General features: G+C 40.1%; 13 protein-coding genes. All 13 read right to left on the bottom strand.

Annotation, left to right across the window (positions count from 1 at the left end; all coding sequences use genetic code 11):
- Window positions 1–5: 5 nt before the first annotated feature.
- The gene (locus tag N909_RS0120960) at window positions 6–770 is read right to left on the bottom strand and encodes a WecB/TagA/CpsF family glycosyltransferase (protein ID WP_051690023.1); all 765 of its coding nucleotides are present in this window, start codon (window positions 768–770) and stop codon (window positions 6–8) included.
- A gap of 7 nt (window positions 771–777) precedes the next feature.
- A complete protein-coding gene (locus N909_RS0120955; RefSeq protein ID WP_029918069.1) occupies window positions 778–1,308 on the bottom strand; it encodes an acyltransferase in 531 nt (176 codons plus the stop codon).
- 50 nt (window positions 1,309–1,358) lie between these two features.
- Complete coding sequence (locus N909_RS0120950) at window positions 1,359–2,744, bottom strand: hypothetical protein (protein WP_155006027.1); 1,386 nt, start codon at window positions 2,742–2,744, stop codon at window positions 1,359–1,361.
- Window positions 2,728–4,005, bottom strand: coding sequence for a hypothetical protein (locus N909_RS0120945; protein ID WP_155006026.1), 1,278 nt, complete (start codon window positions 4,003–4,005; stop codon window positions 2,728–2,730). Before N909_RS0120945 ends, N909_RS0120950 begins: the two co-directional genes overlap by 17 nt.
- 4 nt (window positions 4,006–4,009) lie before the next feature.
- Window positions 4,010–5,302: an MATE family efflux transporter gene (locus N909_RS0120940; protein WP_155006025.1), complete on the bottom strand. Its 1,293-nt coding sequence runs from the start codon at window positions 5,300–5,302 to the stop codon at window positions 4,010–4,012.
- A gap of 6 nt (window positions 5,303–5,308) precedes the next feature.
- Window positions 5,309–6,385, bottom strand: a complete 1,077-nt coding sequence (gene pseI / locus N909_RS0120935; protein ID WP_051689998.1) for a pseudaminic acid synthase — start codon at window positions 6,383–6,385, stop codon at window positions 5,309–5,311.
- Window positions 6,385–7,926, bottom strand: coding sequence for a UDP-2,4-diacetamido-2,4,6-trideoxy-beta-L-altropyranose hydrolase (gene pseG / locus N909_RS24115; RefSeq protein ID WP_036684200.1), 1,542 nt, complete (start codon window positions 7,924–7,926; stop codon window positions 6,385–6,387). Before pseG ends, pseI begins: the two co-directional genes overlap by 1 nt.
- The gene (locus N909_RS0120925) at window positions 7,905–9,689 is read right to left on the bottom strand and encodes an N-acetylneuraminate synthase family protein (RefSeq protein ID WP_029918063.1); all 1,785 of its coding nucleotides are present in this window, start codon (window positions 9,687–9,689) and stop codon (window positions 7,905–7,907) included. Before N909_RS0120925 ends, pseG begins: the two co-directional genes overlap by 22 nt.
- Window positions 9,690–9,762: 73 nt before the next feature.
- Entirely contained in the window at window positions 9,763–10,926 is a 1,164-nt protein-coding gene (pseC, locus tag N909_RS0120920) for a UDP-4-amino-4,6-dideoxy-N-acetyl-beta-L-altrosamine transaminase (protein ID WP_155006024.1), read from the bottom strand.
- A 9-nt stretch (window positions 10,927–10,935) separates the two neighbouring features.
- Window positions 10,936–11,946 (bottom strand): UDP-N-acetylglucosamine 4,6-dehydratase (inverting), encoded by a 1,011-nt coding sequence (pseB, locus tag N909_RS0120915; protein ID WP_029918061.1) that lies wholly within the window; start codon window positions 11,944–11,946, stop codon window positions 10,936–10,938.
- Between the two features lie 163 nt (window positions 11,947–12,109).
- Window positions 12,110–13,336, bottom strand: a complete 1,227-nt coding sequence (gene wecC / locus N909_RS0120910; protein ID WP_029918060.1) for a UDP-N-acetyl-D-mannosamine dehydrogenase — start codon at window positions 13,334–13,336, stop codon at window positions 12,110–12,112.
- 19 nt (window positions 13,337–13,355) lie between these two features.
- Window positions 13,356–14,477 carry a non-hydrolyzing UDP-N-acetylglucosamine 2-epimerase gene (gene wecB, locus N909_RS0120905; protein ID WP_029918059.1) on the bottom strand — a complete coding sequence of 374 codons (1,122 nt, stop codon included), beginning with the start codon at window positions 14,475–14,477 and terminating at the stop codon, window positions 13,356–13,358.
- Window positions 14,478–14,718: 241 nt separating this feature from the next.
- Complete coding sequence (locus N909_RS0120900) at window positions 14,719–15,933, bottom strand: GumC family protein (protein ID WP_029918058.1); 1,215 nt, start codon at window positions 15,931–15,933, stop codon at window positions 14,719–14,721.
- Between the last annotated feature and the right edge of the window lie 104 nt (window positions 15,934–16,037).

The raw sequence follows: 16,037 nt of genomic DNA, 5'->3' as shown, positions 1-16,037 counted from the left end.
TTTTTTTACTGCTCTGCAGAAATATTTTTTAATTTCTCATTAATCAGTAGGAATAAAAATTTACAATTTGTAAAGAGATATCGTTTCCACATTCTTCGTGGCTCTTGAATAACTCGATACAACCACTCAAGACCGTATCTCTGCATCCATAATGGCGCCCTTTTAGTTTTACCTGCAACAATATCAAGAGTTCCACCTACTCCCATGGCAAATTTAACACCTAAGACATCACGCCATTTATTTATAAATTTTTCCTTTTGAGGTGAACTCATAGCTACGAACAACATCGTTGCACCCGAAGTTCTAATTTTCTCAACAACGGATAGCTCATTATCCCCAAAATACCCGTGATGCCAACCAGCGATGTTCAAATCAGGGTAAGTCTTCTGAAGATTGTCAACAGCCAAATTGAGAACCACATTGCTAGCCCCCAGGAAAAATACCCTTTCCCCCTGACGCTGGGCAAAGGACAGCAACTCGGAAAACAGATCAATACCAGCGACTCTTTCTGGAATCTTCAATCCTAAAAAACGACCGCCCCACACAATCCCCATTCCATCAATGTTAATGATGTCGCATGCGAGGACTGAGTCCTTAAGATCTTTCTGGGTTTGCATGTTGACCAATTTAGCCACATTTATAACAACATGCTGAAGAAAACATCCTTCTTTAGACATAGCCTGTTCAATGAGAAGTAGGGTTTCCTTCATTGTCAATGAATGCATTGGCACATTGCCGATACTTACCGTTTTTTCATCAATTAAAGTCATGATCATCTTATCTTCTATATTTAATGATTTTTGCAGGAATGCCACCGACAATAGCGTATTCAGGAACATTTTGAGTAACGACAGCCCCTGCAGCAAGAATAGAATGTGCTCCAACGATAACTCCCGGCAGGATAATAACGTTGGTACCTATCCAGACATCATCCAAAACGGTAACCGGCGCGTACGTTTCATCCTGTAGATTTATCGGAATATCAATTCTATCGGCAACATGATTTTTTGTTAAAATATGAACATCGGGTCCCATCAGGACATCCTTGCCAATTACAACACCTCCATAGATTCGACAGTTTTCTCCTAGCATTGAGTTGTCACCAACCTCAATAAAAGGCGAAATGTTTGCATTGCTTTCAATCTTTAAATTTTTCCCTGCTGAATTAATAGAATTTCTGACAAGAAAACCTCTGAACTGTTTTACACCGACAGCATAAGGCATGTGAGTAGGTGGTAAATGCTTCCCGACTAAGTGATAAATTAGAAAAAAAAACCTTCTTTTAAAACTCAGCTTTCTTCCTTTCATGTTAGCACCTTATAGTCAAAGAGGTTCTGTAAATCGATAGTAGAATTCAGCTAGCACAGAAACTTAACTAAATCATCTGCACTGCAGACGATGACAAATTTATCACCCTTGTATTTACTAATAAAATAGTCGATAGCCCCATCAACACCGGTATCCAGAACAAAAGACCTTCCCTTAAAATGGATAGCATCAAAGTGACAAGCAGAAAAAATAGACAGATGTAATTTAGAATTATAAATCAATTGTTCCGTGGTAATGTCCAGTTCATTTCCAATGACAACAAAATTCATATTGGAATCAATAAGTTTATACAAACGATTAATATCTTCAATAGATTCTTTCGGGTGTGGTCGGTATGCAAAAGTCAGAGCAAGATCCATCTCCTTGCAGAGCGCGATCAAACTATTAACAAAACCGGCAATTTCCACGTAAAAAGCAGCCTGTCCAGTAAAAATAACATATTGTTCTTTCTTCAAACCGGGCAACTCGATTGGCTCTGTCGCGATATCATATTTCAATCGACCAGAAATAAAAACTTGTTCTTGTTTAAAAAAACCAGGCAAACACAATTCCTCTTTCCAAAAACTATTATATACGGCAATGCTATCTGGCGTAGGCATTTCAGGCGTACTTGACTTGAGGTGTGGCCTATAATTATATCCATGGTGGGTTCTACCTACAATACCATGTTGGAGTTCGGTCACCGAGACACCACCATGCTTCAACGCAGCACAGATGCCTGACTTTGAAAAAGCTGATACAATCAGTGCCTCCTTTGGCCCTAGTAAGTTGAAGACAATTCGATATATAAAATATTCAGATAAAAACTTCACAATCACATCAGACAATTCTTTCTTCTCAACATTAAATCCGTGTTCTTTTAGTGCAGACACAGAATCAATTAAATTTGAGTGATTGAAGAACATAGTCGGAAAAAATCTATATACTGCCTTAACTGCAAGTCCAAATATTCTAGATAAAATACCAAGGCTATAGTTGTCGACGATGATACAATTTTTAAAAATTTCACTTTTAAAACGAGAAAAATTTTTTATATTGTTACAATTAATAAAAAAAATATTTTTTGACGAATTTAACTTCAGCGCAGAGTAAGAATCAATAATCTGCATCTCATGCACAAGCAGACCAGAGCTAGCAGTCAGTATAATCTTTCTCGCCCTACCTCTCCCCCAAATCAATCTTAAAAAATTAACAATAGATATGAGAAAATAAAAAATACCCTGCCTCGACAAGAGATCGAGAGGCTGATTATTTCTTGCCTTAATCATATCCCCTGAGCATTTCTGAAATAAAAAATTCTTTATGGCTGGCCACGCTGAATAGCGCTTCGTTCCAAGACGAACGAGTGGCATAATCCCCTCAAGGGAAGACAAACTATCAGTGATCTCTGAAAAAGATCTAGGCACGCTCTTCATTTATCAAACCTAAAATTGAAAACATAACTAGCCCGATCCAGTTTGTTAGCACCGGGGTAAATATTGAAAAAACAAAAATCATTAAGAAAAACGCTCTTTTCAAAAATATTATATCGGCAATAGACCCATCAAGAAATATTTCCCTAGGGTGAGCTCTGTAAAGAGCAACAAGAAAAAATATGAAGATTAAAATCCCAACTCCATACTCCGCCAGTAATGACGTCAAAAACATATCATAAATTGGCCCGCGGGCGGCCCCACCAAACCCTAAAATATTTTCTCCGACATTATACATTTCGTAGACCTTTCCATACCCAATAGACATCGTTGAACCAAACGTACCGGGACCAGATCCAAAAGGAAAGTAATCTACAAAAATATTCAAGGCAATCAGCAGAAGATATAAGCGGACATAGCGCTCCGAAAGAGCAACCGAGTTAATATCTTTAAACAATTGTATAAAAAAAACCGCAAATCCTAGCAAAAGAATAAATGAAATTTTAAGTATAATGACTTTCTTTATGCCCCCTACCCTCGATAAAGCCAAAACCGGGATAGCAGCAAATCCAAGAACAATTTCCTTCCGACTGGCAGTTGCCAATAGTAGCAAATAAAGACTAAAGAAAATAAGGGCAATTTTAATTGGTTTAAAATTAAATTCCGTTCCATAGGCAAGTATTTTTTTTTGGAAGGAAATTTTCAAAACTATAATTATTAATAAAAATTCAGCAAAAAAAACTCTTGAAGATGCAAAAGAAGAAATACCTACATTAAAAATACCACGATATTCTAGGCGAGACGATGTTATATTGTGTACCATAACAGGATTTATAATCTCTATTATAGAGATAACAAAAGAGATGAAAAATAAAATCATTAAAAACTTGACAATAAGTTTAATCATTTTATCTTTATATTGGCAAGGCATAGTATTGAAATAAAAATAAGCTAAAAATGCCTTAACTGTCAAAAAAATCTGCAATACGTGTGTCATTGGTAGAGAATTTTTGAAAATCAAAAAAAAAGAATACCCTATATAAAAACAAATAAAACCAAGATAAAGTACTTTTTTTTTCTTTATTATATACCTATAAAGAATAATAAATATCATACAAATATAAATAATTTCGTCAACAAACTGAAGGCTTACCATTTCATTAAACATCTGGGTTTGATAAACGGCAGATATAATCGTTGGCACCAACACCAAACACGCAATAAAACTAATATCTCGATAGATTGTTAACTGTTCTCGGTTCACAGCATTACCCATCCATCCTAGACTTAAAATCCCCACTGCCCATCGCTTTGAAAGAAACTCCCATGATAATCAGTAAATAGAGAAAATACGTAATACTTGTCGCTGCGGCAATCCCTTCAATACCATATCCATACATCATTGATGCATAATTGAGAGCAATGCCGATTGTGATTGCAATTGTCAGAGTTGCTAGATAGGTTTTTTGCAATCCGACCGTATTCAGAAAATTAGCAAAGCCTCCAACCAGAGAGAGAAACAGTAGGCCAAAAATCGTTATCCTCAGCGCATCAAGACCTCTTGCATATTCAGGCAAAAATGTCTCAACCAGAAACGGCGCAAAAAAATAAACAGCTGTCAGTAGTACTGCCATCGACCATAATAAGTGAACAGTAGGAGTGTAGATGAGCGGCTTCAAATCTTCGATCCGACGAGTTTTCCCAAACTTCCTTGCCATCCGGGGATATACAACTTGGCCTACGACCATTGGAAATAGCGTGAGTATTCCTGTGGCCATAATCGAGAGAGTATAATACCCCAACTCTACCTTACCGAGATACTTGACGATAAATAATCTGTCAATTGACTGTAATAAACTGTAGGCGAGGCTCACCATCATGATAGGGAAACCAATCTTTATTAGAGGAAAGATATCCACCCATAAAAATCGAGGTTTTACTTTAATTGCATTATGCCCACGTAAAAACAATAAGGTCACAATCAATACGATGATTTGCCCGCCCAAAAATCCATCAAACTTAAAATAGTAAGTTGCAGGTAATATGATCAAAATAGTTGCTATTGAATAGAGTACCTGCTGAATGCTCATCAGGCTAAACAACCCATGAGATCTGAGTAACATCTGTTGAAATATATAGAAATATTGAAAAAAAAGAATAACGGCCACGTACCTGAGGCCAACATCCAACGGATGATCAATCCAAGGGAGAAACGAAATGCAGAAAACAGACAAAGACAATGGTACTGCTGTTACAAATACTACCCCAGCTCCCGTATTTCGCAGTACAACGACCTTCTCATGATTCCCTGCCCCCTCCTGATATGGGATCTCGCGATTCAAGGCATTAAGAACTCCCAAGTGGATATTTGGACCATACATTAAAATTAATACAATCCCATTCCACAGACCATAAATTTCTGGTCCCAGAAGCTTTGCTGCCAACAGGAAGGTGGAAAATTTGGAACCTTGAAAAAAAACAGAACTGAGTGAAAATAAAACAGACTCTTTAACCGCCCTTTTGGCAAGAGACTGTTTTAACATTGATACAACGCTGTCCACCTAGGGCTATCCGATCATATCCCAGTCAAGAGGAGTTCCTTTTTTCAAGGATATACGGGCTTTTTTCCCTATAAAAACACCAATGTATTTTGGAGGCAGTCCGTATCCCGGTCTAATCGCCCGTAAATTTTCGTTAGTGAAAGGTTCTCCCTGAGCGATATCCTTGGTCACATAAAGGGTGCGGCGATATTTTTGGGAGGCTATTTCTTTGTCTGTCGCACCATAGTTTACTTTGCCAAGCGCTTGCCAAGCTCGTCTCGTTTCAAAAACCAGCGCCTTCATTTCATCGGGCTCCATGGAGAATGAAGCATCCACACCACCGTCATTTCTGCAAAGTGTAAAGTGTTTTTCGATGACAGTCGCACCCAAAGCGACACTTGCGACCGCCACCCCAATACCCATTGTATGATCGGACAGCCCAATCTCGCAGCCGAAAAGTTCCTGCATGTGAGCGATAGTCCGCAAATTCGTGTTTTCCGGAGTAGCAGGATAGGTACTGGTGCACTTGAGTAGAACCAAGTCCGGACAACCAGCATCCTTTGCCGCTCTGACTGTTTCATCAAGCTCCGCTATCGAAGCCATGCCTGTGGATATGATCATCGGCTTCCCAGTTGAAGCAACTTTTCGTATCAATGGGATATCTGTATTTTCAAAGGAGGCAATCTTGTAACAAGGGACACCCAAATTCTCCAGAAAATCTACCGATGACTCATCAAACGGAGTGCTAAAGCATAGCATTCCATGTTCACGACATCGATCAAAGATCGGCTTGTGCCATTCCCATGGCGTATGCGCCTCCCGGTAAAGAGCATAAAGAGAGCTTCCTTTCCAGATGCTTTTGGGATCCTCTATAAAAAATTCTCCATCATCAAGATCTAATGTCATCGTATCAGGAGTATAAGTCTGGAGCTTCAGAGCATTCGCCCCACTTTCCGCTGCTGCATCAACTATTTTCAAAGCGCGTTCAAGAGATTGGTTATGATTACCCGACATTTCAGCGATGATGAAGGGAGGAAAATTTGGCCCCACTTGAAATTCGCCTATACTTATGCCTTGATGAGTTTTTAGTTTGCGAAAATTCATTATAAATCCTTTACAAAAATTGAATAATTTTCTTTATATCCTGCCTTTGCAAAGGCTCGTTGCGATGCAATATTTTCAGCCCGTATTTCAGCCCTGACATTTCTTATATGTGGCATATTACTGCGCAACCATCTGCTGCCAACCCGAATCAACTGCGTACCAATCCCGCTGCCATGATTTCCAGGTGTAAGGTAAATGGAGATAAGTGCCTCGGTATCTTCAAAATCGTAGCGCAACACACCAATTGGTTTTCCTTCAGACTCTCCTATAAGTAAAACCCTCGCTGGGTTATCAATACTCTCCCGAAACCATTTTTGATGGTTAACCAGTGAGATTGGCTGAGGATTAAATATATGTCTGCGAGTCACTTCAGCATTACGCCATTGATAAATAACGTCGCAGTCTTCCATGGTAACTTTTCGCAACTGTATTATGATCTCATCTAAAATATTTACGACTCTTTCTGTACCACAGCCATCGACTAGGTTCAAACAGGTGTGACTCATTGACTTGGAAAGACTATTATTATTAATTAATAGCATAATGGCACTGGCAAGGATGTCCTCTGAAATCGTCTCAGAAGAACCCAAATATAACATCCCTCCCTTTTCTGCTAAACAGACAGACAATTCCTCCTGATTTGAAGCGATCGATATCCCAATGCTCGGAAGTCCAAGGCAACAACGTTCCCACGTCGCAGTACCGCCAGCACCAATGGCCAAGTCAGCTTCGATCATCAATTCTGCCATATTATTTACTTGCCAGTGTAAGGCAAAACGGCTTTTTCCTTCGCAGAAATGATTGAGTTTATCCACATGAGGATTGGTACTACCAACAACGATGTCAATATCAAGGCAAGACAGACTCAATTGATGGATAGTTGTTAAAATTCTTTCAGTCACATTATTGGGATCACTTCCTCCCATAAATACCAAGATCCGTTTATTTTCATCGTCTCTTTGTTTGCCTCTTTCCCTAGCACTTCCAAACTCAGGCCGGAGCAAAGCATACTTTGGACCAAGTAACATTTTACAATGCGAGGGAACTAAATCGTTATAACGATTTTCGAAGTTTGCGTATAAATTTTGATCTAGAAGTATATCACAGTTGTGAGAACGGTCAGCTAAATCATCTATGACCATTATTTTCTCAACATAGGGACGCAAAAATGTCTCCCACCTGTAGTCCAAACTGTAGTGGTCAACTATCAACAAGTTGGTACAATTATTCTTTTTTGCCAGAACTGACAGGGTTTGTGTTGCATCCTTCTCCCAATCTACTCCAAGCCATTTTATATGAAGAGGGAATGCTTCATTATCTTCTCTATTGACATGATCACATGGTTCATGAAAAAGAAGGTGACAGGCAAATCCTCGCTGCCTTATATCCTCCGCAAGATTTCCAATTAAATCCCTACATACAAACGAGACATCAAACCCTCTTTTCACTAAGGCTTCAGCGAGTGTAAGGCAACGCATTACATGTCCACTACCAATTTCCAATGAGGCGTCTGCCCGGATTATGACTTTTTGAAGTTCCAAAATCTATCCTCAATTTTTGTCTCAATTTTAATAGCTTCAACTAGTTCAGTATTATCTCGCCATTTAAGGGAAACGGATTCATTAATTAGAGCTGTTGCTTCATGGCGCTCAAAATACTTAATGACATCGGTAAAAAAAGTCGGTTCAAATCCGATCTTAAGCCCGCTGAATAATTCTTGGAACATATCAAGGTCTCTTGGCTCATCCAAAGTCAATCGCCATTTTTTTCTCCACATTTGAGGGAGGACAACATCATTTATGGAAAAAATTTTCGGATTATTTCGGAAATAAAAGGACAGATACTCAGTATGAGCCAACGGAACCGAAACCCCCAACAGCTTTCTAATTGCTGCCACTGTGTAGACATCTCCCGCCGTTCCAATGGCATGTTCATTTGTCGGCGCAGTAAAATCGGCTCCAGTCTCGAAATGTGAAGCAATCAGATATTCAAGAATCTCCGGGGAAACGACAGGACAATCACCGGTAACTCTTAAAATAATATCAGCCTGTACCAAGTCAGCAGCTTGTACCATTCGCATCGCTACATTCTCAGGGTCGCCGCGCAGAACTTTCACCTTTCCATCAAGTGTAACTTTAGCCAATGGATCATCATCAGGAAGACCTGAGGTCGCCAACACAACTGAATCTACCCCACGCACGGCCAAGCAATTAAGCAGGCATCTTTCAATTGATGCCACACCGTTGATCGGAAGCAATGCCTTTTCTCTTAGTCGGGTAGATTTTAACCGGCAGATAACCGCAATTGCAATTCTGGGGGGTCTCAGCATGTCATCAGTAATAGCTTGGTTCTTCTTAACCTTGCCACGGACAACAGCAGGAAGCCTATTAAAAAAATCTACCGGTAAAAGCCCTGCTTCCGTAGGACATCTTTTGGAGGCAGTGTTAGCTGCTGTCACAAGCTCGCCTGCCTCCAAGTTTTGCGTTGCCACTACCCGCAGCGCATCTTTTAGATAGGCTCGCTGAGACTCAGTGATTGACGAGTCGCCGAAGATTTGTTCAAGCTGTCTGATTTTCCCGACCATTGCAGCAAATTCAGCAGGCTCAAGAGACGAATAATAATCATAGCCCTTGGCTGATCGATCAAGAGTCAAGTGTTTTTCCAGAACCTCAGCACCGGCGGCAACTGCATAAGCTGGCATATCAATAGCTGTAACTTTTGCCGCATCCTCATGGTCGGCGAAGCCAACAGGCCGCTGAAAATGATCCCTCAGATGCCTTATTCTCGACAATGCTGCATCTTTAGTTTGAGTCGGATAGCCTTGAAAACCGTGCATCAACACCAATTGGCTATCTGGCCCGGCCCCCATAGTTGTCAATGCCTGAGAGATCTCTTGATCATACCATCCCCCAACCCCAATCAGCAGAGGTTTTTCCATGGCCACCAACTCCGCACCTAAGCTTGGCATTTGTATCACTGTCGGAGGTAGTTTGTATCCATCAATATACTGATCTAACTGTTGCGCAAGCTTCAACCCCCAGGTGTCAAAGACATCAATCCATACCTCCAAACCTATCTTCTTTGCCGCTGAGACCACCTCACTCCAAACTTCAGGTTCAATAAAAAGATCTTTGTAAACTTGATACCACTGGTAATCTGGAGTGGCTAGAACATCGTATCGGAACCATTGAAACTTAATTGCATCAGCACCTGACGCTGAAGCCGCCACAACAAGTTCGTGAAGCTGTCCTACGTCACCTTGATGGGCATTTGCTACTTCAGCAATTATTTTTACTAATTTCATTAGAGCTTGACCTCCCGAGAAAAATAATTTTTTGCTATTTTACCCTTCCAATAACCTTAGGTTGAAGTAGCAATCAGGCAAACATATCTGCAGCAGTACGGACCTTAGAGATGACATAGTCAACATCACTATTCGTCATGCCTGGAAAAAGTGGGATTGTTACTACATTTTCATAATAGGCCTCAGCAACAGGGTATTCACCACGGTGGTCGCCAAAATTCTTCTCATAATAAGGATGGAAATGAACGGGGATATAGTGAACATTAACACCCACTCCCTGCTGCCTCAGATAATCAAAAATTTCCAACCTTAGTGGACTTCTAAAACGGAGCACGTAAAGATGGTACGACGAAAATACATTTTGATTTTCGTGTGGAACAATAAAACGTGGATCATTTGAAAAATTGGAATTATATTGTTTAACAATATCCCGTCTTCTTTGAACAAACCCATCTAGTTTCCTGAGCTGACTAATGCCCAATGCGCATTGCAGATCAGTAATGCGGTAATTGAAACCAAAAGTTTGCATTTCATAATACCAAGGGCCCTCATTTCTTTTAAGCAGCCTAGGATCCCTGGTAATTCCATGTGACCTTAGCATGAGAAGTTTTTCGTAGAGGTCTCTGCAATTTGTAGTTACCACCCCCCCCTCACCAGTGGTGATGTGCTTAACTGGATGAAAAGAAAAAATCGACATATCGCTGTGAGCGCATGATCCAACCCTGTAGTGTTTTCCATCTATTGTATAGGAAGCACCAATAGCATGAGCAGCGTCCTCAATAACAATAAGCTGATTTTCCCTAGCAATTTTTGAAATTGCCCCCATATCACAAGGGTGACCAGCAAAGTGGACAGGAATAACCCCTTTGGTAACCTCTGATAATTTAGACTCAATTTGAATTGGGTCAATACAATAGGTGTCGGGATCAATATCGGCAAACACCGGCTGAGCACCCGCATACAAAATACAATTAGCAGAAGCAACAAATGTAATAGGAGAGGTAATCACCTCATCCTCAGCGCCGAACCCAGCGGCGAGGGCAGCAAGGTGTAGCGCAGCTGTACCGTTGGACACGGCCACAGCATAGCGGACACCGCAATATTTTGCGACAGCGTCTTCAAACTTAGAGACAGAAGGTCCTTGGGTCAGCCAATCCGATTGCAGAACATTAATGACATATTCTATGTCGGCCTGATCAATTGCTTGTCGGCCATATGGAATAAATTTATTTACCACCGAGATCTCTCACACATGAAAAGTTGGGTCAACATGTTGCTGAATAAGCGCTCTTATTTGCTCGACTGTAAGCCATTCCGCATTTGTCCCGCTATTATAACTAAAGCCTTCGGGACAACGAATGCCGCTATTAATATTCATAAATTCTTCAGGACACCAAAATTTCAAGCTAGGTAAAATAACAAAATAGTCTTCAAACTCGACACTATTAATAGCGTCAGTTGCTGTAATCATTTCTTCATGAAGTTTCTCGCCAGGGCGGATCCCTACAACTTTGCGCTGACAATCTGGAGCAATAGCCTCTGCGACATCAAGGATACGGTAGCTGGGAATTTTCGGTACAAAAATCTCACCACCCCACATGACCTCTAGAGCCTTTTGGACAAATTGTATTCCTTCAGAAAGGGTAATATTAAAACGTGTCATACGTTCATCGGTAATGGGGATGGAGCCTTTTTTTCGTTCCTCCAGAAAGAATGGGATGACGCTACCACGGCTCCCTAGGACATTGCCATAACGGACCACAGAAAACTTAATATCTTTCCTTCCTTTCATATTATTGGCTGCTGTAAACAATTTGTCTGAGCATAGTTTGGTAGCCCCATAAAGATTAATCGGTCCAGCAGCCTTGTCTGTACTAAGCGCAACAACTTTTTTTACATCGGAATCGAGACAAGCTTCGATTAAGTTTTGTGCTCCGATAACATTGGTTTTAATACATTCAAACGGATTGTATTCAGCAGCTGGTACCTGCTTTAGTGCAGCCGCATGAATAACAACATCTATACCTTTTAGAGCTCGTGTAATTCGATCTTTGTCTCTAACATCACCAATAAAATAACGAATTTGAGGGTATTTATCTGGAGGAAATTCTTGTGCCATTTCATATTGTTTTAGTTCATCTCTAGAAAAAATAACCAACCGACTTATTGTAGGATAGGATTCAAGAATCGTTTGAACATATTTCCTACCAAATGAACCAGTCCCTCCTGTTATTAAAATTGATTTTTCACTAAACATTTTTTCTCCTTGAATTGATAATTCCTCGACCTAAAAATAGGCGAAGACCTGCTTTAAGTTAAAATACATTTTTTAAAATCAGCAAGTAACTACATATAAATACACCATAAAAATTAAAGGTTTACGATAATTTTTACTAAAAAAATTATTACAAAAGATTTTTTTATTTCAAAATCCCCCTCGAATCAATCACAACTTTTTCTTTCAATGCATCTCCTGAAATCGATTTAAACTCATCATGATCTACTAATACTACTAAGATATCAGCTTTCTCAAGAACCTCATCAAGGCAATATAAAGAAAATTCTAAAAATCGGCGATGTAGATTCGGCTCACAAACAACCACTTCACCAACATTCATTTTTATGAGCTGTTGCACTATTCTCAAAGCAGGGGATTCACGAATGTCATCTATATTGGCCTTAAATGTTATTCCTAAACAACCAATAATCGGATTTTTAAAACGTTTTGCCTTAGCAACAATCTTATCAAGGATCCAAAAAGGCTTACTATCATTGACCTTCCGAGCAGCATGAATCAACCTTGCCTCTGCGGGGGTCTTACTAACAATAAACCACGGATCAACTGCGATGCAGTGTCCTCCAACACCTGGTCCCGGTTGCAAAATATTAACGCGTGGATGTCGATTGGCCAATTGAATCAATTCCCAGACGTTAATAGCGAGCTTGTCACAGATAATCGACAATTCATTTGCAAAAGCGATATTGACATCCCTAAAGCTATTTTCTGTCAACTTACACATTTCAGCAGTTCTGGCATTAGTTATAATGCATTCACCTTTGACAAATGTCTTATATAGTGAAGCGGCCATGTCTGAGCACTTGCTTGTCATTCCACCAATAACGCGGTCATTAAGGACCAATTCGGTTAAAACATGTCCAGGAAGAACACGCTCTGGGCAATGGGCTATTCTGATGTCTGAATTCTCGCCAAACTGCTGAGGAAAGGACAGGTCAGGTCGTAATGCCGCCAACCAGGAAGCTAATTGCTCTGTTGCTCCAACCGGAGAAGTAGACTCGAGCACCACTAAATTATTCTTGGCAAGAACTGGAGCAATCGCTTTGCAAGCGGCTTCTATATAAGACAAATCCGGAATATGATCAGATTTAAATGGCGTAGGAACAGCTATCAAAAAGGCATCTGCAGGTTCTGGGATTGTAGTTGCCTTTAAGTAACCCTCAGTAACAGTAGCACGAACAACCATGTCCAGGTCTGGTTCAACGATATGGATATTTCCTTCATTGATTGTATCAACAGCTTGTTGGTTAATATCCACACCTATAACCTGCTTTTTGCGGGAGGCGAAAACTGCAGCGGTCGGCAATCCAATATAGCCAAGACCAATTACTGAAATTGTATTAAATTCCATAAGATATCTCTTTTTCTTTCTATTTTGATAATATTTCAACTATTCGTCGACTAGCGTGGCCATCCCCATAAGGGTTATGGGCAAGACTCATTTTTTTATAATAATTCTGATCCATCAATAATGCAGAAACTTCTCTTATAATTACTCTACAATCCGTTCCAACCAACTTGACGGTCCCAGCTTCCACGGCTTCTGGACGCTCGGTGGTTTGGCGCATAACAAGTACCGGTTTGCCTAGAGAAGGAGCTTCCTCCTGAATGCCGCCGGAGTCAGTCAGAATCAGGTATGCACGATTCATCAGATAAACAAAGGGGAGATATTCCTGCGGTTTAATAAGAAATACGTTGTCAATACCTTTGAGAATCCGCGTGACAGGTTCCTGAACATTCGGGTTGAGATGAACCGGATAGAGGATTTCAACAGCTTGATGATTGAGAGCAATTTCCCTAAGAGCTTGGCAGATATCCTCAAATCCTTGCCCAAAATTTTCCCGCCGATGCCCGGTGACCAACACAAGCCTTTTATTATTGTTGAGGAAAGAAAATTGCTCGGACATATCTTGAATCAATTGTTTGTCATTGTTTAGCAGAGCAACGACACTCAAGAGTGCATCGATAACCGTGTTCCCAGTTACATAGACAGAGCTACCAGTAATTCCTTCAGCAAGAAGATTTTTACCTGCTCCTTCGGTCGGAGCAAAGTGGTAACGGGCCATGTTCCCCGTCAACTTTCGATTCATTTCTTCCGGCCAGGGAGAGTAGATATCCCCCGTTCGCAAACCCGCCTCAACATGCCCTACGGAAATCTTTTGATAATAAGCAGCCATGCTAGCGGCCATCGTCGTTGTGGTATCCCCATGAACCAAAATAACATCTGGCCCGAAACTCTCTAGAACAGGAGACAACCCCTGTAACACATTACAGGTTACCTCCGTAAGATTTTGTCCGGGTTTCATAATATTTAAATCCCAGTCAGGTTTTATTTGAAACAATGCCAAAACCTGATCAAGCATTTCCCGATGTTGTGCTGTGACACACACACGGCTATCAAATTTATCTGGATATTGCGCTAAAGCTTTGACTACTGGAGCCATTTTGATCGCTTCTGGCCGGGTACCAAAAATTGAAAGTATTCGCTTCATATCTTCATTGCCCGACAAACTGGTCCAAATTCAGATCAACATGGACATTACGCTCCAAATAATCATCCAATGCTTTTTTTTGAATACAGTTTGTCAAATAACTAAAAACAGACTCACGCTGGCAGTGGCTATGTCCATTTTTTATTGCACCATACTTACATTTTTCACAAACCAATAAATACATATAGGATTCCAACCTTCTTTACTTTTAGAAAGTTTTAGTAAAATATTCATTTTAATACTATTTTTTCAAAGAAATATTTTCTTTAATTTGTTGCCACAACAATCTGTCTTCCTTATCCATCCGTTGCCCATATTCCCGAATGAATGCAAAAATGAGAGCAAAGAATCCCATGGCAAAAGTTGTAGCCAAAACGATTATGCTCCTTCTAGGCTTACTTTTTTTGTCAGGAACCATTGCAGCATCAAGAACTTGAATAGTCGAAGTATTCTTGGCTTCACTAATTTTTGCCATTTCATACTGTTTGGTAACCAACTCATAAAGAGTCTCCTGGACTTTCAAATCCCTCAATAACCTAGCATACTGAATGCCCAATTCAGGAACCTCTGAAGTTGCAAGAAAAATATCCGCAGAGGAAGTTTTTCCATCATGGGATTGTTCGAGTTGAGAGATTTGCTCTCTAATCTGAGTAATTTCTTCTCGAAGAGCTTTAACTTGTGGATTTTGATCAGTTTGTGAAGAACGAAGAACGCCCAACTCAACCTCTTTGCTGGCCAACTCTCCTTTCAAGGTTGCAAACGCATCAATGATCGCACTTGCCTGTGCATCAATACGGATCGCCTTGTTTTTCTCTTGAAAATCCTTGAGCGCATCTTCAGCTTTGGAGAGATCATTTTGGACAACAGCCAACCGTTCTTCAAGAAACAATCGCTCTCTACCAGCATTATTAAGGTTAAGTTTAATGTTAAGTTTTTTCAATTCTTCAATATAAGTATTAGCAATAGCTGCCGCTCGTTTAGGATCTTCGTCTTCAGCAGTTACAGTAATTATTCCATCATCTTTCCCAACTGAAAAATTGACGGCATCATTAAGAATTTTATAAGTTTTAACTCGATACTTTTGACCATAAATTTCCATCAAATCGAATTTATCAATAATTGCATCAGCAATAGAGCGACTCTTCAGCATTCCGACATAGAGTTCTCCAGACCCGCCACCAACAGATAGTCCCGCCAACGCAGCTATATTACTGACGCTACCGAGCATCGAACTCAACCCGCCTTTATCATTCTGCGGCGGCAATATCCGTGCTGTAGACGTATAAATATTTGGCATCAACAGAGTTATCCCACAAGTGAGAATGAAGGTCACCAGACAGGTCAAGAAAATCATTTTCTTATGCTTGACGATCACTAGGAGATATTCGAGAAGATTTATTTCATCGCCGTCAGTTTGTTGAGAAGCCGGGTTTCTATCATCAATGCTATTTGACATATTAATATTCCAAGAAAAAAGCTATTTAAATCAATACAGATGAACGTCGATCAATTCAGATAAAATCAAATTTAATATTTCAAAGTTTAAGGCCAATAACCATA

The organism is Pelobacter seleniigenes DSM 18267 (genome assembly GCF_000711225.1).
In the GTDB taxonomy this organism is placed as follows: domain Bacteria; phylum Desulfobacterota; class Desulfuromonadia; order Desulfuromonadales; family Geopsychrobacteraceae; genus Seleniibacterium; species Seleniibacterium seleniigenes.
Note: the sequence above shows the minus strand (reverse complement) of the source record. Positions and strands in the feature narration are given on the sequence as shown.

What these genes read in the sequence shown, in the direction of transcription:
- pseI (WP_051689998.1), bottom strand. Translation starts at nt 6,385, where the DNA reads ATGAATTTTCGCAAACTAAAAACTCATCAAGGCATAAGTATAGGCGAA.
- pseB (WP_029918061.1), bottom strand. Translation starts at nt 11,946, where the DNA reads ATGTTTAGTGAAAAATCAATTTTAATAACAGGAGGGACTGGTTCATTT.
- wecB (WP_029918059.1), bottom strand. Translation starts at nt 14,477, where the DNA reads ATGAAGCGAATACTTTCAATTTTTGGTACCCGGCCAGAAGCGATCAAA.
- wecC (WP_029918060.1), bottom strand. Translation starts at nt 13,336, where the DNA reads ATGGAATTTAATACAATTTCAGTAATTGGTCTTGGCTATATTGGATTG.
- N909_RS0120960 (WP_051690023.1), bottom strand. Translation starts at nt 770, where the DNA reads ATGACTTTAATTGATGAAAAAACGGTAAGTATCGGCAATGTGCCAATG.
- N909_RS0120950 (WP_155006027.1), bottom strand. Translation starts at nt 2,744, where the DNA reads ATGAAGAGCGTGCCTAGATCTTTTTCAGAGATCACTGATAGTTTGTCT.
- N909_RS0120900 (WP_029918058.1), bottom strand. Translation starts at nt 15,933, where the DNA reads ATGTCAAATAGCATTGATGATAGAAACCCGGCTTCTCAACAAACTGAC.
- N909_RS0120955 (WP_029918069.1), bottom strand. Translation starts at nt 1,308, where the DNA reads ATGAAAGGAAGAAAGCTGAGTTTTAAAAGAAGGTTTTTTTTTCTAATT.
- N909_RS0120925 (WP_029918063.1), bottom strand. Translation starts at nt 9,689, where the DNA reads ATGAAATTAGTAAAAATAATTGCTGAAGTAGCAAATGCCCATCAAGGT.